The sequence below is a fragment of the Intrasporangium sp. genome (assembly GCF_035688975.1).
Lineage (GTDB): Bacteria > Actinomycetota > Actinomycetes > Actinomycetales > Dermatophilaceae > CALMNV01.
On sequence record NZ_DASSMH010000081.1, the window covers coordinates 1 to 26,385 of the forward strand.

Below are 26,385 nucleotides of genomic sequence, written 5' to 3' on the forward strand. Positions count from 1 at the left end.
GGACATACCGAGGGGCACGCGGGGGCACGAGGATGTGTGTGGCGCGAGCGGTCGGAGCAACAAAACCCCGGCTGACCTGCTTGTTCGCTTGGAGCGGGCGACGAGAATCGAACTCGCGTAGCCAGTTTGGAAGACTGGGGCTCTACCATTGAGCTACGCCCGCGTGGACCCCGCGCTCGGGCAGGTGCCAGAGCATGCGGTCCGAGGCGCTAGCCTACTGGTCGCGCCTGATCTTCTGAAATCGCCTCGCGCTCGCGAGGCACGGAGGTCGGGTGGCGGGGCATGGCGCAGCTTGGTAGCGCGTCCGCTTTGGGAGCGGAAGGTCGCAGGTTCGAATCCTGTTGCCCCGACGACGTATTGCCCGACGACGTATTGCCCCGACGACACGTTGATGCGACGACGTATTGCCCCGACGACGTATCGATCCGACGCGGTGACGGCCGGCGGGCACGGTCAGTCGCCGAGATCGAGCCGCAGCTCGGTGATCGTCCGGCCGGCGGCCCGGCCCTTGGCCTCGAAGCCGTCCGTCGGTCGCCAGGCCGGCCGCTCGGTGCGGTATGCCGTGAAGCTGCCGTGCGCCGCCACCTCCGCGAGGACGTGCCGGGCGTAGAAGTCCTGGTCGGTCGCGACGAGGACGTGGCCGCCGGGGCGGAGCGCCCTCGCCAGCAGGTCGAGGTTGCCCCGGCTGACGAACCGCCGCTTGGTGTGCTTCTGCTTGCGCCACGGGTCGGGGAAGAAGAGGTGCACCGCGTCGAAGGTGGCCGCAGGGACGCGCTCCTCGAGGAAGACGACCGCATCACCCTGCTCGATGCGCAGGTTCGGCACGCCCGCCGCCTCGGCGTCGGCCAGCATCCGGGCCAGCCCGGGCGTGTGCACATCCATGGCGAGCACGTCGTGCGCGGGGTGGGCGGCGGCATACGCGATGGCGGCATGACCGTGACCGCAGCCGATCTCGAGCACGAGCGGTGCGACGCGGCCGAACACCGACGCAGGGTCGAAGCGGCCGACCGGGAGCGCCCGGGACGGCGCGAGGTGCTCCATCCGGTCCCGGGTCAGGGAGGAGCGCCGGCCGCGGCGCACGAAGCTGCGCACCCGGGCGGGGGTCACGCCCTGGGGCAGCCTCGGTGGTGCCACCCGCCGCGGCAACGCGGCGTCCGCTGTCGGGGATGCGAGTCGCGTCACGCTGCCCACAGTAGATGAGCGGGCCGCTCACGCCGACAAGGGCTGCCCCTGTGGCTTGCCCAGACGCGCGCGGGTCTCCTCGACGTCCATGCCGTGCAGCCGCAGGAGGTTCTCCCCGAGGATCTTCTTCTTCGCCTGCTCGCTCAGCTGGGGGTAGCCGTAGCCCTCGACCAGGTCGTCGGCGATCTGGTAGTTCCAGAAGGCCTGGAGGGCCCATTGGGGCTGCCAGATCGGCGCCTCGCTCCCGTACACGATCTTGTCCTCGCCGCACCAGAAGAGCAGCTTGCCGAGGATCTCCCCGAAGAGCTTCGGGGCCCGCACGACGAAGTTGATCGTCGCCGCCAGGGAGGCGTGCAGGTTGGGGTACCGGATGAGCTGCCAACAGGTCTCGTCGAGGAAGGGCAGCCCGACGTGGTAGATGACGAAGTTGATGTCGGGGAAGTTAGCGGCGGCTCCGTCCATGTCCCACGTCTGGGTGAACTCCACGGGCTGCGGACCGAGCGGCACGCCCTTGTGCACCCCCACGAGGTCGACACCCAGCTTCTGCAGGTGCTCGAACACCGGGAACGCCACCTTGGGGTCGTCCATGCGCCACGGGACGGGGCCCCCGTCCTCGTAGCGCACGTTGTAGAACTTGAACGCCTTCGCGCCGAACTCCTCGACCTGCCTGGTCATGTCGTCGAGCGCCCTCTTGCCCTCGAGCGGGTTGCACGTCCCCCAGAAGACGGTCCGGTCGGGGTCGAGCGCCTTCAGCTCGGTGCACCTCTGCCAGGAGCTGAGGCCGTCCTTGTAGAGGTCGGTCAGGGGCAACGGCATGGCGATGACGAGGTCGGTGTCCGACTTGTTGTAGACCATCTCCCGGATCTCCTCCGGGCTCCACTTGTGCAGCCACTCCTCGGCCGGCATGACGGGCTCGCCGTCGGGCGTCAACGCCGCGTGGAAGGCGTACAGGTGGTTGGAGAACATCTGTCCCGGCTTGCCGTAGGCGTTGTCCGGGTCGAAGTTGAACGGGTGCGCGACCCCGTCGAACACCAGTGCGTCGCCGATCATCGAGTTGCCTCCTTGCCTGACGGAGCGGCCAGTGGCCAGTTCTCTTGGACGTATGCCGTGGGGTCGCCGACGCTGGCCGGCGGGGGGAGGAAGCGCAGCTTCTCCTTGGCGCTGGGGGCGAGGCGGTCCGTGCTCCACGCCTCGTCCCAGACGATCTCGACCTCCGCGCGCCGGACACCGGGCATGGCCGCGACGGCCAGCTCGATCTCGTGAAGGACCGTGCTGGCGAAGGGACACCAGCCCGAGGTCAGGAGCAGCTCGACCCGGGCAGTGCCGTCGTCGTCGACGCCGGCCGAGTGCAGCAGGCCCATGTCCACGACGCTGATGCCCTTGTCCCGGCAGCACGGGTCGTAGACGCCCTTGAGCAGGTCGCTGATCCGCGGGTCGACGGTGGGTGCGCTGATGGTGCTCATCCCCGAAGTCTCGGCCTGCCGCACCATGGCCGGAAGTGGCAGGATTTCCCATCGCGAAACCCGTGGCGCCCGCCGGGGCCGGTCGTTACTGTCGTCGCGACAGCGCTGTCGGGAAGGAGCCTGGTCTGATGGGCGACGATCGCGGCCGCGCGCCGGAGGACTTCGTCCAGAGCGTGTCACGGGCGTTGCGCGTGCTCGAGGTGGTCACCGCCACACCCGGACTGCCGGTGAAGGCGATCGCCCGCCGCGCCGGGCTGAACCTGTCCACGACCTACCACCTCGTGCGCACGCTGGCCTACGAGGGATACGTATGCCGGCTCAAGAACGGCTGCTACGACGTGGGTTCCGAGCTGCCCCGCCGCTTCTACGACGTCGTGCAGTCGCTCGGGCGGCCGCCGCAGTCCCGAGCGGTGCTGGGGCACCTCGTCCAGGTCACCGGGCTGTCGGCATACCTGGGCCGTCTGGGCGACGCCGGCATGGTCATCGCAGACGTGGTGGAGGGGCCGGCATCCCCCCACCTCGAGGACCTCGAGGTGGGGCTGGGTGTCGCCGCCCACGCGACCGCCCTGGGCAAGGCGCTCCTGGCCTCCATGCCGGGCCCGGAGCGGCGCAGCTACCTGCGGGAGCAGGGCCTGCCCGCCTTCACCCGGAACACGACGACCGATGCCGAGGCGCTCGAGGCGCTGCTCCGGTCGGTCGGCGTCGGGCGGCTCGTCGTCGAGCACGGTGAGTTCCGCGACGGCGTCTCGTGCGCGGCGGCCGTCGTGCCACGCACGAGAGTCGGCGACCCGGTCTGGGCGGTCGTGGTCTCCACCCGAGCGGACGAGGTGGCGCAGCCGATCGGTGCGGAGATCCTTCGGGCGGCGCACGACCTCGTCCCGGCCTGACCGCGGCCCACAGCCCCGCCCTGACCGCTACGAGCGCCAGATCGTCACGACGGCGCGGTCGTCGCCATGCCCAGCAGCCGCGTGGTCGCACAGCCACTGCGCCAGCCCGCCAAACCCCTTGGTGACGAAGGAGTCCGCGCGGCCCAGCATGCGGTCGATGCCCTCGACGAGGGGCTTCCCACGCGCCTCCACGACCCCGTCGCTGTAGAGCAGGAGCGCGTCGCCGGGGCCCAGCTCGCCCTCGCTCCGTGGGAACTCGGCCTCCTCGACGACCCCGAGGAGCGGACCCCGGCCGCCGCGCAGGGTCTCCCAGCGGCCCGAGCCTGCGGAGAACTGCACCGCTGGCGGGTGGCCGGCGGAGCCGATGGTGAAGCGTCCGGTCTCGAGGTCGATGGCGACGTGCACGGCCGTCGCGAAGCCCTCGAGCCAGCGCAGCCGCACGAGGTGGTGGTTGGCCGAGCGGAGGAAGCCGCGCTCGGTCATCTCGCCGAGCAGGCCGCCGAGCGCACCGGACAGCAGGAGGGACCGCGTGCCGGCGCCGCGGCCCTTGCCGGAGACGTCGACGAGGGCGACCTCGAGCACCCGGCCGTCGGTGGAGCGGTTCGCGACGACGAAGTCGCCGGAGAAGCTCTCCCCGAAGGCCGACTCGATCGCGGCCTCGGCCGACCACGACGGCGGCAGCTCGGGCAGCTCCCCCTGGGCGCGCAGCCGGTCGCGCATGTCGATGAGCATCGTGTCGCCGGTGATGCCGACGAGGCCTGCCTTGGCCCTCGAGTTGGCGAACCACAGCAGCAGCAGCATGAGCGACAGGGTCACGATCTGGGCGCCCAGGCTGGCGTCCTTGAGGGGCCCGAGGTCGAGCCCGACGGCGACCATGAGGAGGAGCACGACGGCATACACGGCGAGAAGCGGCCGGGGCGGCAGGAAGAGGCCCGCGGCCACGACCGGGAGCAGGAACGCCATCCACGGCACCTGCGCGGGCCACCTGTCGACCGACCACGCGGCGACGGCCGCGCCGAGCACCAGCCCGGTGGCGATGACCCAGGGCCGCCTGACCAGACGGGACACGGCCCCGCGGGGCGGGCGCAACGCACGCAGGCTCAGGCGGGACCGGCGGACGGCGAGTGGGGCGCCGGTGGCCATGCCCCTCCGTTCCCGGACCGGGCCGACCCGCCGAGCTGTCTTGGCGTCAGCGCGTACCCGGGTCCGGAAGGGGCGGCAGGTCTCGCGTCGACTCGTATGCCGTCACCATACCGATGCGGCGGCGGTGCCGTGCGTCCTTCGAGAACGCCGTGCCGACGAACGTGTCGACGATGTCCTTGGCGACGTCGGCCGGGGTGAAGCGGGCGCCGATCGAGACGACCTGCGCGTCGTTGTGCTCGCGGGCCAGCCCCGCGAGCTCGGGCGCCCAGGCAAGGGCCGCGCGGATCCCCTTGACCTTGTTGGCCGCGATCTGCTCGCCGTTTCCGGAGCCACCGAGCACCACCCCGAGCGAGTCCCCGTCCCGGGCCACCGCCTCAGCGGCACGCAGCACGTAGACCGGGTAGTCGTCCTGCTCGTCGAGCGTGTCCGGGCCGTGGTCGACCACGACGTGGCCGGCCGCCTCGAGGTGGGCGACGAGGACACGCTGGAGGTCGTAGGCCGCGTGGTCACCGCCGATGTGGATGCGCATGTTCGTCCTTGGTCGAGAGGGGGGTGCGGGGGCCGAGGGTCAGGTGAGGATCGGGCCGACGGTCCGGGTCCGCTTGAGCTCGAAGAAGCCCGGCGTGCCGGCCACGAGGACGCAGCCGTCCCAGAGCCGTGCCGCGTCCTCGCCCTTCGGCGCCGGGCTCACGACCGGCCCGAAGAAGGCGACGCCGTTGACCGCGATGATCGGGGTCCCCACCTCGGTGCCGACGAGGCTGATCCCGCGCCGGTGGCTGCGGTGCAGCGCCGGGTCGAACTTCTTGTGGTGCGCCTCCTTGGCCAGCGCCGCCGGGAGGCCGGTCTCCTCCAGCGCCTCGGCCACGACCTGGTCGAAGTTGTGCATCTTGCGCAGGTGGATCCGGGTGCCCATGGCGTCGTAGAGGGGCTTGATGACCGACGGCCCGTGCTGCTCCGTGGCGGCCGTGATGACCCGGACCGGACCCCACGCGTCATCCATCAGCGCGCGGTAGGCGGCGTCGAGGTCGGTCTTGTGCTCGTTGAGCACCGCGAGGCTCATCACCGACCACGTGACCTCGATGTTGCGGATCTTCTCGACCTCCATGAGCCACCGGGACGTCATCCACGCCCACGGACACATCGGGTCGAACCACATCTCCACTGCGTCCCGCTCGTCGTCTGCCATGCCGGCATTGTTCCATCGCCCGGCGGGCGGAAACCTGGGGGTCGCCTCCCGGGCTCGCGTGCGAGGATGGGCGGCGCGCCCCGGCGGCCCTCCTCGGATGGACCCAAACCTCGCCGACACCGCCCGTGCGTCGCACCGTCGCGTGACCCGCGCGTCGTCCCGTCAACAGGAGGCAACCTTCGTGCCCGGCAAGAACCTGACCCGCGACGAGGCCGCGGCCCGCGCCGAGATCCTCCGCGTCGAGGAGTACGACGTGCGGCTCGACCTCACGACCGGCCCGGAGACCTTCTCCACCGCCACGACGGTGCGCTTCTCGTGCTCCGAGCCGGGTGCCGACAGCTTCATCGACCTCATCGCCGACTCGGTGGAGAAGGTGACCCTCAACGGCGAGCAGCTCGACCCGGCGGTCGTCTTCGCCGACTGCCGCATCGCCCTGCCGGGGCTGCGCCGCTCCAACGAGCTCGTCGTCGAGGCCACCGGTCGCTACACCAACACGGGCGAGGGCCTGCACCGCTTCGTCGACCCGGTCGACAACGAGGTATACCTCTACACGCAGTTCGAGGTCCCCGACTCGCGCCGGATGTATGCCGTCTTCGAGCAGCCCGACCTCAAGGCGTCGTTCCGCTTCACCGTCACGGCACCGGCGCACTGGAAGGTCATCTCCAACTCGCCCACCCCGGCGCCGTCGCCCGCCGGGGTCGTGGGCGGCGTCGAGCGGGCCACGTGGGCCTTCGCGCCGACCAAGCGGATCTCGTCCTACATCACCGCCCTCATCGCCGGGCCCTACGACGAGGTGCGCGACGAGGTGGCGACCCGGGCCGGAACCGTGCCGCTCGGCGTCTTCTGCCGCCGGTCGCTGACCCAGTACCTCGACGCGGACAACATCTTCGACTGCACGAAGAAGGGGTTCGCGTTCTTCGAGAAGGAGTTCGACCAGCCCTACCCTTTCGAGAAGTACGACCAGATCTTCACGCCCGAGTACAACATGGGCGCGATGGAGAACGCCGGGGCGGTGACCTTCGTCGAGGTATACGTCTTCCGCTCCAAGGTCTCAGAGGCCAAGGTCGAGCGCCGCGCCCTGACGATCCTGCACGAGCTGGCGCACATGTGGTTCGGCAACCTCGTGACGATGAAGTGGTGGGACGATCTCTGGCTCAACGAGTCGTTCGCCGAGTGGGCCTCGACGACGTGCCAGGCCGAGGCGACCGAGTGGACGAGCGCATGGACGACGTTCGGCACCGCGGAGAAGGCGTGGGCCTACACCCAGGACCAGCTGTCCTCGACGCACCCCATCGCTGCCGACATGCGCCACCTCGAGGACGTCGAGGTCAACTTCGACGGCATCACCTACGCCAAGGGCGCCTCGGTGCTCAAGCAGCTCGTCGCCTACGTCGGGCGCCAGCCGTTCGTCGACGCTCTGCGCGCGTACTTCCGGACGCACGCCTGGGGCAACACGACGCTGGACGACCTCCTCGGCGAGCTCGAGCGGTCCTCGGGGCGCGAGCTGTCCTCGTGGGCCAAGAAGTGGCTCGAGACGGCCGGGGTCAACACGCTCCGGCCGGAGTTCGAGGTCGGCCCGGACGGGCGCTACTCCTCCTTCGCGGTCCGCCAGACGGCCACCGAGGAGCACCCGACCCTGCGTCCGCACCGGCTCGGCATCGGCCGGTATGCCGTGCGGTCCGGGAGGGACGGCGACGCCCTCGCGCGCGTCGGCTACACGGAGGTCGACGTCGACGGCGAGCTGACCGACATCGCCGAGCTCGTCGGCGAGGAGCAGCCGGACCTGCTCCTGCTCAACGACGCTGACCTCGCCTATGCCAAGATCCGGCTCGACGAGCGGTCCCTCACGACTGCGCTCGCGCAACCCCGCGGGTTCCCCGACTCGCTTCCGCGTTCCCTGGTCCTCGGCGCGACGTGGGACATGACCCGTGACGCCGAGATGTCGGCGCGCGACTTCATCCACTTCGTCCTCGCCACCCTGCCCGGCGAGACCGACTCGACGTTGCTGCGCGTGCTGCTCGGCCAGCTGCAGACGAGCGTGCGCCTCTACGTCGCGCCGGGCCACCGGCCAGAGACGGCGCTGCTCCTTAGCAGCTCCCTGCGCTCGCTCGCCGAGTCGGCCGAGCCGGGCAGCGACGCCCAGTTCCAGTTCGTCGAGGCGTGGGCCAACGCCACGACCGACCCTCACGACGCGCCGCGCCTGCGGGCCCTGCTCTGCGGTGAGGAGTCGCTCGAGGGCCTACCCGTCGACACCGAGCTGCGCTGGACGCTGCTGCGGGCGCTGGCGGCCGTGGGCGCGGCCGACGAGACCGAGATCGCGGCCGAGCTGCGCCGTGACCCGACCGCGACGGGTCAGGAGCGCGCCGCCGAGGCGCTCGCGAGCCGCCCCACCGCGCAGGCCAAGGCCGACGCGTGGGCCAAGGCGGTCGAGCGGGCCGACCTGCCGAACCAGATGGTGGAGGCGGTGAGCGCCGGCTTCCGGCGCAGCACGGACCTGACGCTGCTCGAGCCCTACGTCACGCGGTACCACGACATGCTCCTCGACGCGTGGGCCTCGCGCAGCGTCGCGATGGGTGAGCGGGTGGTCGGCGGGTTCTACCCGTTCGCGCTCGCGAGCCGGCGCCTCAAGGACGCCAGCGACGCGTGGCTGGCCGCGCACCCGGATGCGCCCCCCGGCCTCGTGCGCACCGTGGCGGAGAACCGCGACGCCATCGCCCGGGCCCTCACCGCCCAGGCGAGGGACGCCTCGGCCTGACGCCAGCTGGCGCGCTCGACCCGCGCCCGAGGCTGGCCCCCCCACCCAGGTCGAGTGGCCACTTCGGTGCACCAGGCACCGCACGAAACTGACCACTCGACGGGGACGGGGACGGGGACGGGGACGGGAGGGCGGTGTGCGGCATACGGACTGGTGTCCCCGAGAATGGCGCGTATGCCGCAGATCGAGCTCCCCGCCCTGACCTGGGCCCAGACCCGCGACTGGCTCCTTGGCGACCCGTTGTCCATCGCAATCACCGTGGTGGTGGCACTCGTCGCGCGATGGGCCGCCTTCCGGCTCATCGACCGCGTCGTCGACACCGCCACGCAGCGGCACACGGACCGGGTGGTGAGCCTCGGCGGCCGCGCCGGCCGCGTGCTCGCCTCGGCGGTCGGAGTCGACCGCGAGCGCCACGTGCAGCGCACCCGGACCATGGGCGCCATCCTGCGCAGCATCGTCTCGTTCGTCATCGCGACCATCGCCCTGCTCACGGTCATGGCCATCGTCGGCATCCCGCTTGGGCCGATGCTCGCGTCGGCCGGCGTGGGCGGCGTGGCACTCGGCTTCGGCGCGCAGAGCCTCGTCAAGGACTTCCTCTCCGGCATCTTCATGATCGTCGAGGACCAGTACGGCGTCGGGGACGTCGTCGACACCGGCGAGGTCGTCGGGACCGTCGAGAACGTGTCCCTGCGGGTGACCCAGCTGCGCGACGGCAACGGCGTCACGTGGTACGTCCGCAACGGCGAGATCCTCCGGATCGGCAACCGGTCGCAGGGCTGGTCGATGGCGATGGTGGACGTCCCGATCGCCTACGACGAGGACGTCGAGCGAGCCCAGCGGGTCATCCGCGACGTCGTGGGCGGCCTCCACGAGGACGCGCTGTGGGCCGACCGCCTCATCGAGGAGCCCGAGGTCGTCGGGGTCGAGTCCATCGCCGGAGGATCGATCACCATCCGGATCCTGGCCAAGTGCGTGGCCCAGGAGCACTTCGCGGTGCAGCGCGAGATGCGCGAGCGGATCAAGCTCGCGTTCGACCGCGAGGGGGTGCGCGGGCCCGTCGTCCTGCCGACGCTCCCGCCCCCGGGGCCGGTCGGGCGGGCCTGAGCACACCGCCGCCTCTGGGAGACTGGAGGGGTGACCTACTACGACGACTTCGGTGGCCACGAGACCTTCGTCAAGCTCGTCTCGGAGTTCTATCGGGGGGTGGCGCAGGACGAGGCGCTGCGGTCCCTCTACCCCGAGGAGGACCTCGCCGCCGCGGAGGTGCGCCTGCGGATGTTCCTCGAGCAGTACTGGGGCGGGCCGACGACCTACTCCGAGCAGCGGGGCCATCCGCGGCTGCGGATGCGGCACATGCCGTTCGCCGTGACGCCTGACATGCGCGACCGCTGGCTGCTGCACATGATGAATGCCGTCGACACCCTCGCCCTGCCCAAGGAGCAGGACGACCTGTTGCGCGACTACCTGACGCGCGCGGCATACTCGCTCGTCAACAGCCATGGGGCCGAGCGCGCCGTGTGACCCGTCTCGGTCCTCCGGGCGCGGACCCGTCTCACAGGGACTCACAGCAGCGGCCCAGCACGCTCACGGCTGGCTGATGGTGCAATGGGGCTGTTGGAGCCCTGCCCCGGCACGACCGGGGCCCCGGACAAGGAGCATGCCGTGGTGGACAAGAAGATCGCCGGCCTGGTGGCGCTGGGGGCCGCCGCAGCCATCGGCCTCGGGCTCTCCGGCGGCGCCCGCGCGGACAGCCAGGTGCCGGCCACTTCGCAGCCTGCCGCGACGACCGGAACGACCACCCCCACCCCCGGCGCGACGGGGTCGAGCCCCCAGGTGGGCCACGGCCGGGGACACGGCCTGCGCGGAAGTGCGGGCCTCGGCCGGGACTGGGCCCGCCAGCTCGCGACCAAGCTCGGGGTCGACGAGGCCAAGGTCACCGACGCCCTGAAGGCCATCCGTGCCGACCTGCGGGCCGCGCGGACGCCCGGTCAGCCGAAGCCTGACGCCACCACCAGGCAGGACCAGCTGGCCAAGGCACTCGCCACCAAGCTCGGGGTCGACGAGACCAAGGTCAGGGCAGCGCTCGCCGAGCTGCGCGCTGCACGCTCCGCCGAGCTGGAGAAGGCCTTGAGCGCGAGGCTCGACCAAGCGGTCAAGGACGGCAAGCTGAGCCGGGCGGAGGCCGACGCCGTGCTCAAGGCTGCTCGGGCCGGCGTCATCCGGATGGGCCCCCTCCCCCACTGAGGCTAGAGCCGCAGGCCGCCGCGCCGCGCGCCCGACGTCCCAGACAACTGGGAGGCGGCGTAGCGTCCTGGCAGTATCCCGCCTCCCAGTTGTCTGGGACTAGCCGCGGCTAGAGCCCGGGGACTGCAAGAAGTTGCACCGGATGTTTGTTTTTTGCCGGCCCATGCGGAACGATGGTGGCTCGTGACTTCCACGTTCCAGCCGACCCTGCCGCAGGCCCGCCCGGCGGCCACGCCCCTGCACGCCGAGGACCGACCAGGCGCCCCATGGTGGCGCTCTGCCGTCATCTACCAGATCTACCCGCGGTCATGGGCCGACAGCGACGGTGACGGCGTCGGCGACCTGCCCGGCATCACCGCCCGGCTGCCGCACCTGCGCGACCTCGGCGTCGACGCCGTGTGGCTCTCGCCCTTCTACACGTCGCCGCAGGCCGACGCCGGCTACGACGTCGCCGACTACCGCGACGTGGACCGGCTGTTCGGCACCCTCGCCGACGCCGACACCCTGATCGCGCGGGCCCACGAGCTCGGCATCCGGGTCGTCGTCGACCTCGTGCCGAACCACTCCTCCGACGAGCACGAGTGGTTCAAGGCGGCCCTCGCGGCCGGGCCGGGCAGCCCGGAGCGGGCCCGGTACATCTTCCGCGACGGCAAGAGCGCGCACGGTGAGCTGCCCCCCAACAACTGGGACTCCGTCTTCGGCGGCCCGGCCTGGACCCGGGTCACGGAGGCCGACGGCAGCCCCGGGCAGTGGTACCTGCACCTGTTCGACGCGAAGCAGCCGGACTTCGACTGGCAGCACCCCGAGGTGCGTGCCGAGTTCGAGTCCGTCCTGCGCTTCTGGCTCGACCGCGGGGTCGACGGCTTCCGCGTCGACGTGGCCCACGGCCTGATCAAGAAGGACGGTCTGCCGGACTGGCACGACCGCACGACCATGCTCGGCGGCCACGAGGAGCACGACCACAGCGAGCACACGCCGGAGCCCACGCACGCAGCGCCCTACTGGGACCAGGACGCCGTGCACGAGGTCTACCGGGCCTGGCGGGCCATCCTCGACGGCTACGGCACGCCCGACCGCATCCTCTGCGCGGAGGCGTGGGTGGAGCCCCAGGAGCGCGCGGTGCGCTACGTGCGCTCCGACGAGATGCACCAGGCGTTCAACTTCGACTTCCTGCTCACCCCGTGGGACGCCCGCGCCCTCAGCGACACGATCGCTCGCTCACTGCGTGCGTCCGACTCGGTGGGCGCCCCGACCACGTGGGTGCTGTCCAACCACGACGTCGTGCGGCACGCCACCCGCCTCGGGCTCGCCCCGACGGGCGAGCGGGTCCGGGGCATCGGAGCGGGCGACCCGCAGCCGGACCGGGAGCTCGGGCTGCGCCGGGCCCGCGCGGCGACGTCACTCATGCTGGCCCTGCCGGGCAGCGCCTACCTCTACCAGGGTGAGGAGCTCGGCCTGCCCGACTCGACCGACATGCCCGACGAGTTCCGCCAGGACCCGACGTTCCGGCGCACCGCCGGCGTGGAGATCGGCCGGGACGGCTGCCGCGTGCCCATGCCGTGGGCCAAGGACGCGCCGGGGTTCGGTTTCGGACCCGGGCCGCTGACCTGGCTTCCGCAGCCGGAGGTCTACGGGTCGTATGCCGTCGACCAGCAGCTCGGCGTGCCGGGCTCGACGCTCGAGCTCTACCGGGCGCTGCTCGCCGTGCGTCGGACGCTCTCGCTGGGCGCCGGCTCGCTCACCCTCGTGGAGGGCTTCGGCGAGGACGTCGTCGCGCTCAGCAACGAGGGGGCCGGCCGGGACCGCGTGCTCGTGCTGGCGAACCTCGGGGAGTCGGTCGTCGAGCTGCCGGAGGGCGCCGAGGTCCTGGTCTCGAGCAGCCCCCTCGAGGGCCGCGCCGTGCCGACCGACACGACGGTGTGGGCCCGCTGGTGACCTGATCCTCGCTGATGTGCTGATCAGGGGCCTCGGCACGATCCGTGTCATCGAAAAGTGCCGAGGGGGGCGAAAGGTGCCCGCGGGAGCGCACTACCAGTGACGGCAGCACATTCTGCCTACGGCTGACCGGCATGGCGACGCGGATCGGGGCGGACCTCGGGGCGCCCGCTCGGTCATGACCACGCCGGGGCGGTCGCGCCTACGCTGCGGTTCATGAGCTCGTCGTCCGGCACCCGGCCCTACCTGGCCCGGACCCCGGTGGCGCTGGCCCATCGCGGCGGTGCCCTCTACGGCCCCAACGTCGGACTCGAGAACACGCTGACCGCCTTCCGCAACGCCGTCGGCCTCGGATACACGCACGTCGAGACCGACGTGCACGTCACGCGCGATGGGCGGCTCGTCGCCTTCCACGACATCCACCTCGACCGGGTCAGCGACACGCAGGGCCGGATCCGCGACCTCACCTGGGACGAGCTGTCCAGGGTGCGCGTGGACGCCACGGAGCGGATCCCGCTGCTCACCGAGCTGCTCGACGAGCTGCCCGGGGTCAACGTCAACATCGACCTCAAGGCGCCCGGCACGGCCGCGCCGCTGTGGCGCCTCGTGGAGGAGCGCGGTCTGCACGACCGGGTCTGCGTGGGCTCCTTCTCACAGCGTCGGGTCGGGCAGTTCCGGCGGCTCGCCCGCGGTCGGGTGGCGACCGCGGCGTCGTGGGCAGGGGGCGCCGTGGCGGTGCTCGGCCCGCACTGGCTCTCCACCGTCCTGCGCACCCCCGCCGACGTCTACCAGGTGCCCGGCTGCCTGCGGGTGGCCGGCCGCGAGGTCCCGGTGGTCACGCCCCGCCTCGTCCGGCTGGCCCACCGCCTCGGCAAGCAGGTCCACGTGTGGACCGTCGACGACCCCGCCGCCATGCATCGCTATCTCGACACGGGTGTCGACGGCATCGTCACCGACCGGATCGACGTGCTCCGCGCCGTCCTCGTGGACCGGGGACAGTGGACCGGCGCGGCCTGACGCTCAGCGCACCAGGGCGTGCCCGTGGACGGTGCTGAGCCGCGTCCACCGGCCGTGGGCGGCAAGCGTGGCCGGCTGCCCGGACCGCAGGAAGCCGAGCACATGGGCGGCGAAGGCGAGGCCGCTCACGAGCGGTGGCCGCGTGTCGCTGCTGCCGCCCCACACCCGTCGCCGCAGCGCGTCCACGGCGTGCGCCCCGGCGGTGGGTCCAGCGCCGGCCGCGACCGCCTCGATGCCGCGCAGCGCGATGCCGGTCACCTCCTCGCCCGGCAGGGTCCCCACGAGCTCCCACCCCTCCCGAGGAGGGGTGAGGCCGGCCCACGGCGGCGCGACCGTCGTCGGCGGCACGGGGAAGGCGGACGCGTCGGCCCCGGCCCGGGCGAGCCGGTCGGTCACCGACGCGAGCGAGACGGTGACATCGAGGCCCGGGCCCTCGACGACGGGCATGATCCGCATGCCGAGCACGGTGCCCTCCCCCAGCAGGCCCGACCCCTCGATCACCGCGACGGTGAGGACGAGCAGGCGACCCTGCGCCTGGAACCGGATGGCGCCCTGCGGATGCGCGGTGCGGGCCCGGCCGACGAGCGTGGCGAAGTCCGCGTGGCCACGCGGGTCGGCGAAGTGGATCTCGCTCATCGCCGGCGCCGGAGGGGGGCCCGGTCCCCGAGGTGGACGGCCAGCGACGCGCGCTCCTCCGGCCGCATGCGGCGCGGCCGCGCAGAGGCGAAGTCGTAGAGCGCGAGCTCGGTCTCCGCGACGGCATACACGGCGTCGCCGACCCCGTCGGGGTCCCGCACGACGTATGCCACGTCGAACCCGGCGCCCCCGATGCGCGAGACCCACATCTCCACCCGCACGGGTGCGGCCCGGAAGCCGAGCGGCCGGCGGTACTCGATCTCGTGCCGGGAGACCAGCACCCCCTCGTCGAGCAGCGAACGGTCCTGGTCGAACCAGTCCCGGAAGGCGATGACGCGAGCGTCCTCGAGCAGGCGCAGGAACTGGACGTTGTTGATGTGGGCGTAGGCGTCCATGTCGGACCAGCGCAGGGCCACCGAGGCGGCATACGGCTGGCCGGGCGCGTCCCCGGTCGTCGCGGTCATGTGGCCATCCTTCCAGCCGCTGTCGGCACCGGTGGCACATGCCGTATGCCGTGAACAGGGCCACCGGTATCGTCGGCAGGGACCACGGGCTGCGTCCGGCGGCCCCGACGGAGCGGAACGGGGGTGGACGCCGGGTGTACGTGCCGAGCCACTTCGCCATGAGTGACGCCCTCGTGCGCGAGCTGCTCACCAGGCACGGAGCGGCCGACCTCGTGACGGCCACGCCGGAGGGCCTGGTTGCCACCTTCCTGCCCTTCGTCTACGACGCCGACGTGGGTGCACAGGGCGCGCTGCTCGGGCACGTCGCCCGCAACAACGACCAGTGGCAGCGGCCGGTGCGGGGCGAGGCCCTCGTCATCGTGCACGGGCCGGACGCCTACGTCTCCCCCTCCTGGTACGCCAGCAAGGCGCAGCATGGGCGGGTCGTGCCGACCTGGAACTACGTGACCGCGCACGTGTACGGACGCCTGGTCGTGCACGACGACCCCGTGTGGGTGGACCAGCTCGTCAGGCGGCTCACCGGGAAGCACGAAGCCGACGTCGCTCACCCGTGGCAGGTCGACGACGCGCCGCCGGCCTTCCTCGCCGGACAGCTGCGGGCGATCGTCGGCATCGAGCTGCTGATCAGCCGGGTCGAGGCGAAGGCGAAGCTCAGCCAGAACCGACCCGGGCAGGACATCGACGGCGTCATCGAGGGCCTGCAGGCGCGTGGCGACGGGGCCTCGGCGGAGGCCGTGCAGTCGGCGCGCCCCTGACGCAGTCCCGGCACCGGTCGCCGGTGCGGTGGTGGGTGCCGCCCTCCACAGGCCGGCTCACGGCATACCGTCTCGTCCCCAGGGCCCGGAGGCCGCCGGGGGGTGTCCCCGCGGGGACATAGGTTGGGGGCATGGCTGCCACGACGACGACCGACCTGCGCGCGCGGGCCACCGAGGCGCTGCGGCGGCTCGTCGGCCGCGACGACGTGGACTTCCGCGACGGCCAGCTCGACGCCATCTCCGAGCTCGTCGAGGGTCGCCGGCGCGTCCTCGTCGTCCAGCGCACGGGCTGGGGCAAGTCCGCCGTCTACTTCGTGGCGACGTCCCTGCGCCGTGCCGAGGGCGCCGGTCCGACCGTCATCGTCAGCCCACTGCTGGCACTGATGCGCGACCAGATCGCCGCCGCGGAGCGGGCGGGGATCCGGGCGATGACGCTCAACTCGACCAACGCCGACGAGTGGGGGCAGGTGTCGGCCGCCCTGGCCCGCGACGAGGTCGACGTGCTGCTCGTCAGTCCGGAGCGGCTCAACAACCCTCGGTTCCGGGACGAGCAGCTGCCCGCTCTCGCCGGCGGCTGCGGCCTGCTCGTCGTCGACGAGGCGCACTGCATCAGCGACTGGGGCCACGACTTCCGGCCCGACTACCGGCGCATCCGCGACCTGCTGACCACCCTGCCCGAGCGGACGCCGGTGCTCGCGACGACGGCCACGGCCAACGCGCGCGTCGTGACCGACGTCGTCGAGCAGCTCGGCGCCGGAGGCCACGACGTGCTGACGCTGCGTGGTGCGCTCGCGCGCGCCTCGCTGCGCCTCGGTGTGCTGCCGCTGTCGGCGCCGGAGCAGCGGCTCGCGTGGCTCACCGCGCACCTGGGGGAGCTGCCCGGCAGCGGCATCGTCTACGCCCTCACGGTCGCCGCCGCGGAGGACGTCGCCGTGGCCCTGCGCGACGCGGGGCACGAGGTCGCCGCCTACACCGGCCGCACGGAGCCGGCGGAGCGGGTCAGGCTCGAGGAGGCGCTGCGGCGCAACGAGATCAAGGCGCTCGTCGCGACGAGCGCCTTGGGGATGGGGTTCGACAAGCCCGACCTCGGCTTCGTCCTGCACCTCGGCGCCCCGTCCTCCCCCGTCGCCTACTACCAGCAGGTGGGCCGGGCCGGCCGGGCCACCGAGCGAGCAGACGTCCTGCTCCTGCCCGGCCCGGAGGACAAGGACATCTGGCGCTACTTCGCGTCCGCGTCGATGCCCCGCCAGGATTCCGCCGACGCCGTGCTCCGCGCTCTCGCCGAGGCGTCACGTCCGCTCTCCACGGTGGCGCTCGAGTCCATCGTCGACGTGCGGCGCACCCGGCTCGAGCTGCTCCTCAAGGTGCTCGACGTCGACGGGGCCGTCCGGCGCGTCCCCGGAGGGTGGACGGCGACCGGCGCGCCGTGGACCTACGACGCGGAGCGCTACGACCGGGTCAGCCAGGCACGCCAGCGCGAGCAGCAGCTCATGGTCGACTACGAGTCGACCGGCGGCTGCCGCATGGCCTTCCTCCAGTCGTGTCTCGACGACGACACGGCGCAGGCGTGCGGCCGCTGCGACCGGTGCGCCGGCCCCTGGTTCGACCAGACGATCCCGGACGCGGCCGTCCTCGGGGCCCGCCGACGCCTCGACCGACCCGGGGTCGTGCTCGAGCCCCGGTCCCAGTGGCCGGCCGGGATGGAGCGGCTCGGCGTGCCCCTCAGGGGCAGGATCGCACCGGACGTGGCCATGCTGGAGGGCCGTGTGGTCGCCCGGCTCAGCGACCTCGGGTGGGGCCAGCGGCTGCGCGAGCTGCTGCGCTCCGACGACCGCGAGGTCCCCGGCGACGCGCTCCGCGCCTGCGTCGACGTCCTCGCGGGGTGGGACTGGGGCGAGCGGCCGGTGGCTGTCGTCTCGGTCCCCTCACGCCGCCATCCGCAGCTCGTCACGTCGCTCGGCGCGGCACTCGGCCGGCTCGGCCGGCTGCCCCACCTCGGCTCGCTCGATCTCGTCGACGGCGGACCGGTCGGTGACCCGGGCGGCAACAGCGCCTTCCGCCTCGCCGGCGTCTGGGGCCGCATGGCGGTGGGGTCGGCTCTGCGCTCGCGGCTCGACGGCATACCGGGTCCGGTTCTGCTCGTCGACGACGTCGTCGACTCCCGCTGGACCCTGACGTGCGCGGCGGCCCTGCTGCGCGAGGCAGGGGTGCCGGGCGTGCTGCCCCTCGCCCTTGCCGTGGAGGGGTGACATGAGGTCCGGGGCGGCTCGGGCGACTTCTTGGCTAGGGTCGGGGGGTGACCGAGGAGCTGCACCCCACGCCGCCCATCGTCGAGCTGCTCGAGGTGCTCGACCTCAAGGAGCTCGGCTCAGTCGAGATCGCCGTGCGGGGCCTGCAGGGGCAGGATGCCTCGGCAGCCCTCGGCGCCAACTCCGCCCGCGTGTTCGAGGGACAGAGCCAGCTGATGCCGCACGGGCGCGTCTTCGGCGGGCAGGTCCTCGCGCAGTGCGTCATGGCGGCCGGGCTCACGCTCAAGGAGGTCGAGGCGGGCCAGGGTCCGCGCCCGATCCACTCCCTGCACGGCTACTTCATGCGCCCGGGCGACGACACCCTGCCGATCCGGTTCGCCGTCGAGGAGATGCGGGACGGGCAGTCGTTCTCGACCCGGCGGGTGCACGCGATCCAGCGGGGCAAGCCCATCATGTCGATGACCTGCTCCTTCCAGGAGCGGGCCGAGGGGCTCGACCATCAGGACACCATGCCCGAGGTCCCCGGCCCCGAGGGCCTGCGCTCCCTCTCCGAGCTCATGGCCGGGATCGACCACCCCGCCGCTCGGCACATTGCCGACGAACGCCCCGTCGAACAGCGCCCGGTCGAGGTGACGACCTACGTCGAGCCGGCCCGCGACCGCGTCGCGGCGCAGAACGTCTGGATGCGCGCGGTCGGCGAGCTGCCCGACGACCCGCTCCTTCACGCCGCCGTGCTCGCCTACGCCAGCGACTACTCGCTCCTCGAACCGGTGCTGCGGCGCCACGGTCTCGTGTGGAGCGACCCCCGGCTGCGGGTCGCCAGCCTCGACCACTCGATGTGGTTCCATCGCCACGTCAACGTCGAGGAATGGCTGCTCTACACCCAGGAGTCACCCTCGGCCACGAGCGGGCGTGGCCTGGGCATCGGCCGCATGTTCTCCCGGGACGGCCGTCTCGTCGCGACGACCGCCCAGGAGGGCATGGTCCGCGTCAAGCCGTCCTGACGACCGCGACGTCCCTACCGTCGAGCCGCACGCCGTCGCCGCTCGCGGCGGCGTCCGCCGACCACGAGGCGAGCACCTGGACCACCGGCCGGTCGAGTGGCACCGTCGCCGCGTGCTCGGCGAGGTTGGCCACCACCCGCACCGCGCCGCGGGTGAGAACCAGCCAGCGGGCGTCCTCGTCGAAGGCCACCGCCACTGACCTGAGGTCGCCCGAGGCGACCTCAGGATCGGTGCGGCGGATCTCGATGAGCCGCCGGTAGAAGTCGAGAGTCGCGGCGTGCTCCGGCTGCGTCACCTCGTCCCAGCGCAGCACGCTGGCCTCCCGGGTCGCGGGGTCCTGGGGGTCCGGCACATCCTGCTCGGCCCAACCGTGCGCGGCGAACTCGCCGCGGCGACCCTCGCGCACGGCCTGGGCGAGCCAGTCCTCCTCGAACGAGGTGAAGAACTGGAACGGCGTGCTGGCCCGCCACTCCTCGCCCATGAAGATCATCGCCGTATACGGCGACAGCAGGTACAGGGCCGCCCCGATGGCCTGCTCGCCGGGGGTGATCGTGTGCCCGATGCGGTCACCGGTCGCGCGGTTGCCCACCTGGTCATGGGTCTGGAGGTAGGCGAGGAAGCGGTGACCGCTCGTCGACGCGCGGTCGACGGGGGCGCCCCACGTCGCCTTGCGGAAGCTCGAGTAGCGGCCGTCGTGGAGGAACACGGAGGTGAGCGTCTTGGCAAGCACGGCGAGCGGGCCCCCGTCGGGCAGCGCCTTGGTGTGGCCCGCGAAGTCCGCGTAGTAGCCGGCTGTCTCGCCGGTGAGCGCCACGTGCAGGGCATGGTGGATGTCGTCGTCCCACTGCGCCGTCATGCCTCGTCCGCCGGAGGCCGTCGGGGTCACCATGACCGGGTCGTTGAGGTCGCTCTCCGCGATGAGGTCGAGCGGCCGGCCCAGCTCCCCGGCGAGCGCCGACACCTCGTCGGAGAGCTGGACGAGGATGTGCGGCACGGAGTCGTCGCGCAGCTCGTGCACGGCGTCGAGCCGCAGCGCGTCGACGTGGAAGTCGCGAAACCAGCGCAGCGCGTTGTCGATGACCCAGCGGCGGACCTGCGGCGAGCCGGGGGCGTCGAAGTTGAGGGCGGGCCCCCACGGGGTCGTATGCCGGTCCGTGAAGTAGGGGCCGAAGGAGCTCAGGTAGTTGCCGGTCGGCCCGAGGTGGTTGTAGACGACGTCGAGGCACACCCCCAGACCCCGGGCGTGGCAGGCGTCGACGAAGTGCTGGAAGGCGGCTGGGCCGCCGTAGGCGTCCTGGACGGCATACGGCGCGACACCGTCGTAGCCCCACCCGTGGGTGCCACCGAAGGCCGCGACGGGCATGACCTCGACGACGTCGACGCCGAGGCGCACGAGGTGGTCGAGGTGGCCCTCGGCCGCCGCGAGGGTCCCCTCGGGCGTGAAGGTGCCGACGTGCAGCTCGTAGACGACCCCGCCGAGCACCCCCTCGCCGCCCCGGGGGCCCCGCCACGAGCCGTCCCGCCACGCGTGACGCGACGGGTCGAAGCGCCGGCTGGGGCCGTGGACGCCGTGCGGCTGCCACGCCGTGCGCGGGTCTGGCAGCGGGTCGCCGCCGTCGAGGCTGAAGGCGTAGTCGACCTCGCCGTCGGCGACGGCGTCATAGGTCCACCAGCCGTCGTCGCCGCGCTCCATGGCGCGGCGGTCCTCCCCGAGCACGATCTCGACCTGCCGGGCCTCGGGCGCCCACACGCTGATCCGGTCGCGGCTCATCGGCTACTTCCTCTCGTCGTCGTCCGGGTCGCGTGCCAGCAGGGCCACAGGCAGGCCGTCAGCGGGCAGCAGCTCCGACAGCTTCGCCTCTCCCCCGCCGACCCGTCTGTCGGAGAGGGCGTCGCGCCACGTCCCGGACGGCAGCTCGATGGTGGCGTCGGCCCAGCCGCCGTCGTCGGCCAACCGGCCCGCGAGCCGCGTCGCGACGACGACGACCTCCGGCCTCCCCGACCCGCGGGAGAAGCCCACAGCGTGGTCCGAGGTCGTCGGCAGGCCGGCGTAGCCGGCGGCCTCACCGACGAAGACCTCTGGACGCTCGCGTCGCAGCCGCAGCGCCTGCGACGTCACGAGAAGCTTCTCGTCGTCGAGGTCGGCGGGGCGGCCGCCGTCGTCGAGGCGCTCGAGACGCGTGCGCTGCGCGGCGTAGTCGACCGGCCGCCGGTTGTCGGGGTCCACGAGGGACAGCGCGACCCCGGACGTGCCCTGATAGACGTCGGGCACGCCGGGCATCGTCAGCTGGATCAGCTTCTGCCCCAAGATGTTTGCGCGAGACTCCACCAATGTGTCGGCGTGCCAGGCGGTGATGTGCTGGCCGATGGCCGGGTCGGTGGTCAGGCCCGCGACGAAGTCGGCCACGTCCTGCTCGTAGGCCGGGTCGGGGTCCGTCCACGTCGTGTGCACCTTGGCCTCCCGCACCGCCTTGGTGGCGTATGCCGCGAGCCGCTCGTGGTCGATCGGCCACGCCCCCACGACGGTCTGCCAGAGGAGGTACTCGGTCGCCGGGTCGAGCCGCTGCCCACGGTGCGCCGCTGCGAGCGCCCGTGCCCGCCGTAGCCAGGCCGCCCACTGCTGCGGCCGCTCGGACAGGACCGCGAGCCGCGCGCGGACGTCCTCCGATCGCTTCGTGTCATGGGTCGTCAGGGTCGTCATCGAGCTCGGCCACGCGTCGGCGGTCGCGGCGCAGAAGTCGTGGAAGTCCTCCACCGCCACCCCGACCGTGCCGGGGTCACCGCCCACCTCGTTGAGCGAGGTGAGGCGCACGAACCGGTAGAAGGTCGTGTCCTCGATGCCCTTGGCCATGACGGGGCCACAGGTCTGCTGGAAGCGCACGCAGAACTCCCGCTGGGCCGCCTCGTCCGTCGTCGTGGCCCGGTCGAGGGCGAGGTCGACGAGGGCCGCCACGGCCGGGGCGTCGTCGCGGGCGAGCATCGTGCGGGCGCGGTCGGCGACCGCCTGCAGGGCGGCCACGTCGGCGGTGTGCGCGTGCCCGGGGCGCACGTAGACGCGGTAGCGGTCCATGGCCACGAGGAGGGCCGTCAGCGCCCGATGGGCCGCTCGCGGGTCGAGGTCCGGACGCGCGCGGGCCACGAGCCGCAGCAGCCGCTCGACCTCCGCCGCCTGCACGCGCTCGACGACGAAGGTCTTCGCCGCGACGACCATCTCGTCCAGGTCCTGAGGCTCCCCGAGATGCTCGGCGCTGACCTCCGTCAGCGGCTCCTCGCCGGCCGGGTCGACGAAGAGGCCGCCGACCCGCTGCAAGGCGTCGTAGCCCGTCGTCCCGGCGCACGGCCACGTGGTCGGGAGCTGCTCGTGGCCCTCGAGGATCTTCTCGACGACGACCCAGACGCCGCCCGTGGCCTCGGCAAGCCGCTCGAGGTAGCCCTCCGGGTCGGCGAGCCCGTCTGGGTGGTCGATCCGCAGGCCGTCGATGCCGCCGGCCCGCACGTGCTCGACGAGCAGCTTGTGCGTGGCGTCGAAGACCTCCGGCTCCTCGACCCGCACGGCGATGAGGGAGGTGACGTCGAAGAAACGCCGGTAGTTCAGCTCCGTCCCGCCGAGACGCCAGTCCGCGAGGCGGTAGTGCTGCGCCCCGAGGAGGTCCGTGAGCGGCATACCCTCCGTGCCTGGGGCCACAGGGAACTCGTGGTCGTAGTAGCGCACGACCGGCTCGCCGTCGGTCGCGTCGACGGCCAGCTCCCCCGCCGCGAGGGCCTGCTCGAGCGGCCCGCCGAGGACGGGCATGAGGATCTTGCCGTCCTGGGCGTCCCAGTCGACGTCGAACCACGCGGCGTACCGCGAGGCGCGGCCCTCCCGAAGCACGTCCCAGAGCGGCGCGTTGAGGCGCACCGGCGTCGGCACGGTCATGTGGTTGGGCACGACGTCCACGACGATGCCGAGCCCACGCCCCCGCGCCGCCTCGACGAGCCTCGCGAACGCGGCGTCGCCACCGATGCCCTCGGCCACGCGCGTGTGGTCGGTGACGTCGTAGCCGTGCGTCGAGCCGGGTGCGGCCTGCAGGATCGGGGACAGGTAGAGGTGCGTGACCCCGAGGTCGGCGACGTGGTCCACCTGCGCGACGGCGTCGTCGAGCGTGAAGTCCGGCTCGAGCTGCAGGCGGTAGGTGGAGACCGGCGCGCCTCGACGGGTGGTGCTCACGCCGTGGCACCCTCAGCCACGCCGACGACCCGCGGAGGTGCCACCTCGCGGGGGGACCGGAGCACGACCACGCTGCGCGCCTCCACCCGGATCTGCCACTCGGGCTTGAGCGGGTCGGTGTCGACGGCGCCGGACGCTGTGTCCACCTCGCGGATCCACATGGAGCCGTAGTCCTCCTCGGGCAACGTGAAGGTCAGCGGCTCGTGGTGGGCGTTGAACATGATCAGGAAGGAGTCGCCGACGATCTTGTGGCCGCGCCGGTCGGGCTCCGGGATGGCTGATCCGTTGAGGAACACCATGAGCGACTTGGCGAGCCCGTTGGACCAGGCCTCGTCGTCCATGTGCTGCGCCTCGGGGGTGAACCAGGCGATGTCACCGAGCTCGCTCTCGCCCCCGTGGTCGGCGCTGCCGGCGAAGAAGCGGCGGCGGCGGAAGACCGGGTTCTCCTTGCGCAGCTTGACCATCGAGCGGGTGAACTGGAGCAGCTGAGCCTGGCCCTCGTCGAGCTCCCAGTGCATCCACGAGATGTCGTTGTCCTGGCAGTAGGCGTTGTTGTTGCCGCCCTGCGTGCGCCCGATCTCGTCGCCGTGCGCGAGCATCGGGACGCCCTGCGAGAGCAGGAGGGTCGTGATGAAGTTGCGCTGCTGGCGGGCCCGCAGCGCGTTGACCTTCTTGTTCTTCGTCGGGCCCTCGACTCCGCAGTTCCACGAGCGGTTGTGGCTCTCGCCGTCGTTGCCGCCCTCCCCGTTGGCCTCGTTGTGCTTGTCGTTGTAGGACACGAGGTCGCGCAGCGTGAAACCGTCGTGGGCGACGACGAAGTTGATCGAGGCGATGGGCTTGCGACCGGAGTGCTCGTAGAGGTCGCTGGATCCCGTGAGCCGAGAGGCGAACTCGGAGAGGCCACCTCCCTCGCCGCGCCAGAAGTCGCGCACGGTGTCGCGGTACTTGCCGTTCCACTCCGTCCACAGGGGCGGGAAGTTGCCCACCTGGTAGCCACCGTCGCCGACGTCCCACGGCTCGGCGATGAGCTTGACCTGGCTCACGACCGGGTCCTGCTGGATGAGGTCGAAGAAGGCGGACAGCTTGTCGACCTCGTGGAACTGCCGGGCCAGCGTCGACGCGAGGTCGAAGCGGAAGCCGTCGACGTGCATCTCGAGCACCCAGTAGCGCAGCGAGTCCATGATCAGCTGCAGCACGTGCGGGTGCCGCATGAGCAGCGTGTTGCCGGTGCCCGTGGTGTCGTAGTAGTGCTCGGGGCTGCCGTCGACGAGCCGGTAGTAGGCCTGGTTGTCGATGCCGCGGAAGGACAGCGTCGGGCCCATCTGGTTGCCCTCGGCGGTGTGGTTGTAGACCACGTCGAGGATGACCTCGATGCCCGCCGCGTGCAGGTCGCGCACCATCGCCTTGAACTCCAGCACCTGCTGGCCGCGCTGGCCGCTGGAGGAGTAGGCGTTGTGCGGGGCGAAGAACCCGATCGTGTTGTAGCCCCAGTAGTTCGACAGGCCGCGCTCCACCAGGTGGTGGTCCTGGACGAACTGGTGCACCGGCATCAGCTCGATCGCCGTGACGCCGATGCGGTGCAGGTGCTCGATGATCGCCGGGTGCCCGATGCCCGCGTACGTCCCGCGGATGTTGTCCGGCAGCGACGGGTGCGTCATCGTGAGGCCGCGCACGTGGGCCTCGTAGATGACGGTCTGGTGGTAGGGCGTGTTGGGGTGCCGGTCGTTCTGCCAGTCGAAGTAGGGGTTGATGACGACCGACTTCGGTGCGTGCCGCCCCGAGTCGAGGGTGTTGACCCGGTTGGGCGCCGCGAAGCGGTAGTCGAACAGCGACTCGGCCCAGTCCACCTGACCCTCGACCGCCTTCGCGTAGGGGTCGAGCAGCAGCTTGGACGGGTTGCACCGCAGCCCGCGTGCCGGGTCCCGCGGGCCGGTGACCCGGAAGCCGTAGCGTTGACCCGGTCCGACCCGCGGCAGGTAGCCGTGCCAGACGAAGCCGTCGACCTCGGGCAGCTCGACCCGGGTCTCGGTCAGCCGCCGACTGTTCTCCGCCCCGTCGAACAGGCACAGCTCGACCTTGTCGGCGACCTCGGAGAACAGCGCGAAGTTGGTGCCGGCACCGTCGAAGGTCGCACCGAGCGGGTACGCGGTGCCGGGCCAGATCTCCATGCGGGTGATTCTCCCCGATGCCTCCGGCGCCGCCGACGCCGCCCGCGGGCTAGGACGGCAGGCCGGGCGTCGGGTAGCGCCCGCAGAAGTCGCGGACCTCCGTGCCGACCCGGTCGACCGCCGCCTCGTCACCGCTGCGCTCGGCCTCGACGACGGCGTCGATCCAGCCGGCGACGCGGTCCATGTCCTCGGTGGTCATGCCGCGTGAGGTGACCGCACCGGTGCCGATCCGGACGCCGCTGGGGTCGAAGGGCTTGCGCGGGTCGAAGGGCACGGTGTTGTAGTTGAGCTCGATGCCGGCCCGGTCCAGCGCCTTGGCGGCCTGCTTGCCGGGCAGCTGCTTGTTCTCGAGGTCGACCAGGAGCAGGTGGTTGTCCGTGCCCCCGGACACCAGGTCGAAGCCGCGCGACATCAGTCCGTCGGCGAGCGCCTTGGCGTTGGCGACGACCGCGTGCGCGTAGTCGCGGAACTGCGGGGTCGACGCCTCCTTGAGGGCGACCGCGATCGCGGCCGTCGTGTGGTTGTGCGGACCGCCCTGCAGGCCGGGGAACACGGCCTTGTCGATGGCCTTGGCGTGCTCCTCGTCGGTGAGGATCATGGCGCCGCGCGGACCGCGCAGGGTCTTGTGCGTGGTCGTCGTGATGACACCGGCGTGCCCGACCGGCGACGGGTGCGCCCCGCCGGCGACCAGGCCGGAGATGTGCGCGATGTCGGCGACCAGGACGGCGTCGACCTCGCGGGCGATCGCGGCGAAGGCCGGGAAGTCGATGGTGCGCGGGATCGCGGTGCCGCCGCAGAAGATGACCTTCGGCCGCTCGGCGAGGGCGAGCTCGCGTACCTCGTCCATGTCGACCCGGCCGGTCTCCTTGCGCACGCCGTACTGCACGGCCCGGAACCACTTGCCGGTCGCGGACACGCTCCAGCCGTGCGTGAGGTGGCCGCCGGCCGGCAGCGCCATGCCCATGACGGTCTCGCCCGGCTTGAGGAACGCGAGGTAGACGGCCAGGTTGGCGGGGGAGCCGGAGTACGGCTGGACGTTGGCGTGGTCGACGCCGAAGAGGGCCTTGGCCCGCTCGACCGCGATGGTCTC

At 72.1% G+C, this 26,385-nt stretch carries 22 protein-coding genes and 2 tRNA genes; 11 read left to right on the forward strand and 13 right to left on the reverse strand.

The window, feature by feature from the left end:
* Nucleotides 1-89: 89 nt before the first annotated feature.
* Nucleotides 90-163, reverse strand: a tRNA-Gly gene (locus VFJ94_RS08655).
* A 113-nt stretch (nucleotides 164-276) separates the two neighbouring features.
* On the opposite strand from VFJ94_RS08655, the gene VFJ94_RS08660 reads away from it, so the two are divergent.
* A tRNA-Pro gene (locus VFJ94_RS08660) sits at nucleotides 277-350 on the forward strand.
* Between the two features lie 103 nt (nucleotides 351-453).
* Here VFJ94_RS08660 and trmB read toward each other — a convergent pair.
* Genes trmB through VFJ94_RS08675 form a run of 3 tightly spaced genes read right to left on the reverse strand, consistent with a single transcriptional unit; the run spans nucleotide 454 to nucleotide 2,645 of the window.
* Nucleotides 454-1,182 (reverse strand): tRNA (guanosine(46)-N7)-methyltransferase TrmB, encoded by a 729-nt coding sequence (trmB, locus tag VFJ94_RS08665; protein WP_325003800.1) that lies wholly within the window; start codon nucleotides 1,180-1,182, stop codon nucleotides 454-456.
* A gap of 27 nt (nucleotides 1,183-1,209) precedes the next feature.
* Complete coding sequence (locus VFJ94_RS08670) at nucleotides 1,210-2,232, reverse strand: amidohydrolase family protein (protein ID WP_325003801.1); 1,023 nt, start codon at nucleotides 2,230-2,232, stop codon at nucleotides 1,210-1,212.
* Nucleotides 2,229-2,645 (reverse strand): metal-sulfur cluster assembly factor, encoded by a 417-nt coding sequence (locus VFJ94_RS08675; protein ID WP_325003802.1) that lies wholly within the window; start codon nucleotides 2,643-2,645, stop codon nucleotides 2,229-2,231. The genes VFJ94_RS08670 and VFJ94_RS08675 overlap by 4 nt, the downstream gene beginning before the upstream one ends.
* 128 nt (nucleotides 2,646-2,773) lie before the next feature.
* Here VFJ94_RS08675 and VFJ94_RS08680 point away from each other — a divergent pair, with 128 nt between their 5' ends.
* Nucleotides 2,774-3,532, forward strand: coding sequence for an IclR family transcriptional regulator (locus tag VFJ94_RS08680; protein ID WP_325003803.1), 759 nt, complete (start codon nucleotides 2,774-2,776; stop codon nucleotides 3,530-3,532).
* A gap of 27 nt (nucleotides 3,533-3,559) precedes the next feature.
* Here VFJ94_RS08680 and VFJ94_RS08685 read toward each other — a convergent pair whose 3' ends face one another.
* The 3 genes from VFJ94_RS08685 to VFJ94_RS08695 are packed head-to-tail and all read right to left on the reverse strand — an operon-like array spanning nucleotide 3,560 to nucleotide 5,861.
* Nucleotides 3,560-4,675 (reverse strand): PP2C family protein-serine/threonine phosphatase, encoded by a 1,116-nt coding sequence (locus tag VFJ94_RS08685; RefSeq protein ID WP_325003804.1) that lies wholly within the window; start codon nucleotides 4,673-4,675, stop codon nucleotides 3,560-3,562.
* A gap of 46 nt (nucleotides 4,676-4,721) precedes the next feature.
* On the reverse strand, nucleotides 4,722-5,204 hold the full coding sequence (locus VFJ94_RS08690; protein ID WP_325003805.1) for a ribose-5-phosphate isomerase: 483 nt from the start codon (nucleotides 5,202-5,204) through the stop codon (nucleotides 4,722-4,724).
* Nucleotides 5,205-5,243: 39 nt separating this feature from the next.
* Nucleotides 5,244-5,861, reverse strand: coding sequence for a DsbA family protein (locus tag VFJ94_RS08695; protein WP_325003806.1), 618 nt, complete (start codon nucleotides 5,859-5,861; stop codon nucleotides 5,244-5,246).
* Between the two features lie 181 nt (nucleotides 5,862-6,042).
* Here VFJ94_RS08695 and pepN point away from each other — a divergent pair, with 181 nt between their 5' ends.
* The 6 genes from pepN to VFJ94_RS08725 all read left to right on the forward strand — a co-directional run bounded on the left by pepN (nucleotide 6,043) and on the right by VFJ94_RS08725 (nucleotide 13,812).
* Nucleotides 6,043-8,616, forward strand: coding sequence for an aminopeptidase N (pepN, locus tag VFJ94_RS08700; RefSeq protein ID WP_325003820.1), 2,574 nt, complete (start codon nucleotides 6,043-6,045; stop codon nucleotides 8,614-8,616).
* Between the two features lie 174 nt (nucleotides 8,617-8,790).
* Nucleotides 8,791-9,720, forward strand: coding sequence for a mechanosensitive ion channel family protein (locus VFJ94_RS08705; RefSeq protein WP_325003807.1), 930 nt, complete (start codon nucleotides 8,791-8,793; stop codon nucleotides 9,718-9,720).
* A 30-nt stretch (nucleotides 9,721-9,750) separates the two neighbouring features.
* Nucleotides 9,751-10,137: a globin gene (locus VFJ94_RS08710; RefSeq protein ID WP_325003808.1), complete on the forward strand. Its 387-nt coding sequence runs from the start codon at nucleotides 9,751-9,753 to the stop codon at nucleotides 10,135-10,137.
* Nucleotides 10,138-10,278: 141 nt separating this feature from the next.
* Nucleotides 10,279-10,860 carry a hypothetical protein gene (locus VFJ94_RS08715; RefSeq protein ID WP_325003809.1) on the forward strand — a complete coding sequence of 194 codons (582 nt, stop codon included), beginning with the start codon at nucleotides 10,279-10,281 and terminating at the stop codon, nucleotides 10,858-10,860.
* A 183-nt stretch (nucleotides 10,861-11,043) separates the two neighbouring features.
* On the forward strand, nucleotides 11,044-12,795 hold the full coding sequence (locus tag VFJ94_RS08720) for a glycoside hydrolase family 13 protein (protein ID WP_414654590.1): 1,752 nt from the start codon (nucleotides 11,044-11,046) through the stop codon (nucleotides 12,793-12,795).
* A 216-nt stretch (nucleotides 12,796-13,011) separates the two neighbouring features.
* Nucleotides 13,012-13,812, forward strand: a complete 801-nt coding sequence (locus VFJ94_RS08725) for a glycerophosphodiester phosphodiesterase (protein WP_325003810.1) — start codon at nucleotides 13,012-13,014, stop codon at nucleotides 13,810-13,812.
* 3 nt (nucleotides 13,813-13,815) lie between these two features.
* Here the strand turns inward: VFJ94_RS08725 and VFJ94_RS08730 are convergent, their stop codons facing one another.
* Together VFJ94_RS08730 and VFJ94_RS08735 are read right to left on the reverse strand one after the other, a co-directional pair.
* Nucleotides 13,816-14,448 (reverse strand): hypothetical protein, encoded by a 633-nt coding sequence (locus tag VFJ94_RS08730; RefSeq protein WP_325003811.1) that lies wholly within the window; start codon nucleotides 14,446-14,448, stop codon nucleotides 13,816-13,818.
* A complete protein-coding gene (locus VFJ94_RS08735; protein WP_325003812.1) occupies nucleotides 14,445-14,912 on the reverse strand; it encodes an acyl-CoA thioesterase in 468 nt (155 codons plus the stop codon). Before VFJ94_RS08735 ends, VFJ94_RS08730 begins: the two co-directional genes overlap by 4 nt.
* A 134-nt stretch (nucleotides 14,913-15,046) precedes the next feature.
* On the opposite strand from VFJ94_RS08735, the gene VFJ94_RS08740 reads away from it, so the two are divergent.
* The 3 genes from VFJ94_RS08740 (at nucleotide 15,047) to VFJ94_RS08750 (ending at nucleotide 18,920) form a co-directional block, all read left to right on the forward strand.
* Nucleotides 15,047-15,667 carry an FMN-binding negative transcriptional regulator gene (locus tag VFJ94_RS08740; RefSeq protein ID WP_325003813.1) on the forward strand — a complete coding sequence of 207 codons (621 nt, stop codon included), beginning with the start codon at nucleotides 15,047-15,049 and terminating at the stop codon, nucleotides 15,665-15,667.
* Nucleotides 15,668-15,798: 131 nt separating this feature from the next.
* The gene (locus VFJ94_RS08745) at nucleotides 15,799-17,916 is read left to right on the forward strand and encodes a RecQ family ATP-dependent DNA helicase (protein ID WP_325003814.1); all 2,118 of its coding nucleotides are present in this window, start codon (nucleotides 15,799-15,801) and stop codon (nucleotides 17,914-17,916) included.
* A 47-nt stretch (nucleotides 17,917-17,963) separates the two neighbouring features.
* Entirely contained in the window at nucleotides 17,964-18,920 is a 957-nt protein-coding gene (locus VFJ94_RS08750; RefSeq protein ID WP_325003815.1) for an acyl-CoA thioesterase II, read from the forward strand.
* On the opposite strand, the gene treZ is transcribed toward VFJ94_RS08750, so the two are convergent.
* The 4 genes from treZ to glyA all read right to left on the reverse strand — a co-directional run.
* Entirely contained in the window at nucleotides 18,907-20,691 is a 1,785-nt protein-coding gene (gene treZ, locus VFJ94_RS08755) for a malto-oligosyltrehalose trehalohydrolase (RefSeq protein ID WP_325003816.1), read from the reverse strand. The two genes, VFJ94_RS08750 and treZ, sit on opposite strands and share 14 nt — an antisense overlap.
* 3 nt (nucleotides 20,692-20,694) lie before the next feature.
* Complete coding sequence (gene treY, locus VFJ94_RS08760) at nucleotides 20,695-23,127, reverse strand: malto-oligosyltrehalose synthase (RefSeq protein WP_325003817.1); 2,433 nt, start codon at nucleotides 23,125-23,127, stop codon at nucleotides 20,695-20,697.
* Nucleotides 23,124-25,295, reverse strand: a complete 2,172-nt coding sequence (gene glgX / locus VFJ94_RS08765; protein WP_325003818.1) for a glycogen debranching protein GlgX — start codon at nucleotides 25,293-25,295, stop codon at nucleotides 23,124-23,126. The genes treY and glgX overlap by 4 nt, the downstream gene beginning before the upstream one ends.
* A 49-nt stretch (nucleotides 25,296-25,344) precedes the next feature.
* A partial coding sequence (gene glyA, locus VFJ94_RS08770; RefSeq protein WP_325003819.1) for a serine hydroxymethyltransferase occupies nucleotides 25,345-26,385 on the reverse strand: 1,041 nt, incomplete at its 5' end.

Coding starts and splice junctions, on each gene's coding strand:
- VFJ94_RS08695 (WP_325003806.1), bottom strand. CDS start 5,861: ATGGCAGACGACGAGCGGGACGCAGTGGAGATGTGGTTCGACCCGATG.
- VFJ94_RS08675 (WP_325003802.1), bottom strand. CDS start 2,645: ATGAGCACCATCAGCGCACCCACCGTCGACCCGCGGATCAGCGACCTG.
- VFJ94_RS08725 (WP_325003810.1), top strand. CDS start 13,012: ATGAGCTCGTCGTCCGGCACCCGGCCCTACCTGGCCCGGACCCCGGTG.
- VFJ94_RS08680 (WP_325003803.1), top strand. CDS start 2,774: ATGGGCGACGATCGCGGCCGCGCGCCGGAGGACTTCGTCCAGAGCGTG.
- VFJ94_RS08730 (WP_325003811.1), bottom strand. CDS start 14,448: ATGAGCGAGATCCACTTCGCCGACCCGCGTGGCCACGCGGACTTCGCC.
- VFJ94_RS08670 (WP_325003801.1), bottom strand. CDS start 2,232: ATGATCGGCGACGCACTGGTGTTCGACGGGGTCGCGCACCCGTTCAAC.
- glgX (WP_325003818.1), bottom strand. CDS start 25,295: ATGGAGATCTGGCCCGGCACCGCGTACCCGCTCGGTGCGACCTTCGAC.
- VFJ94_RS08705 (WP_325003807.1), top strand. CDS start 8,791: ATGCCGCAGATCGAGCTCCCCGCCCTGACCTGGGCCCAGACCCGCGAC.
- VFJ94_RS08735 (WP_325003812.1), bottom strand. CDS start 14,912: ATGACCGCGACGACCGGGGACGCGCCCGGCCAGCCGTATGCCGCCTCG.
- VFJ94_RS08690 (WP_325003805.1), bottom strand. CDS start 5,204: ATGCGCATCCACATCGGCGGTGACCACGCGGCCTACGACCTCCAGCGT.
- treZ (WP_325003816.1), bottom strand. CDS start 20,691: ATGAGCCGCGACCGGATCAGCGTGTGGGCGCCCGAGGCCCGGCAGGTC.
- VFJ94_RS08685 (WP_325003804.1), bottom strand. CDS start 4,675: ATGGCCACCGGCGCCCCACTCGCCGTCCGCCGGTCCCGCCTGAGCCTG.
- VFJ94_RS08745 (WP_325003814.1), top strand. CDS start 15,799: ATGGCTGCCACGACGACGACCGACCTGCGCGCGCGGGCCACCGAGGCG.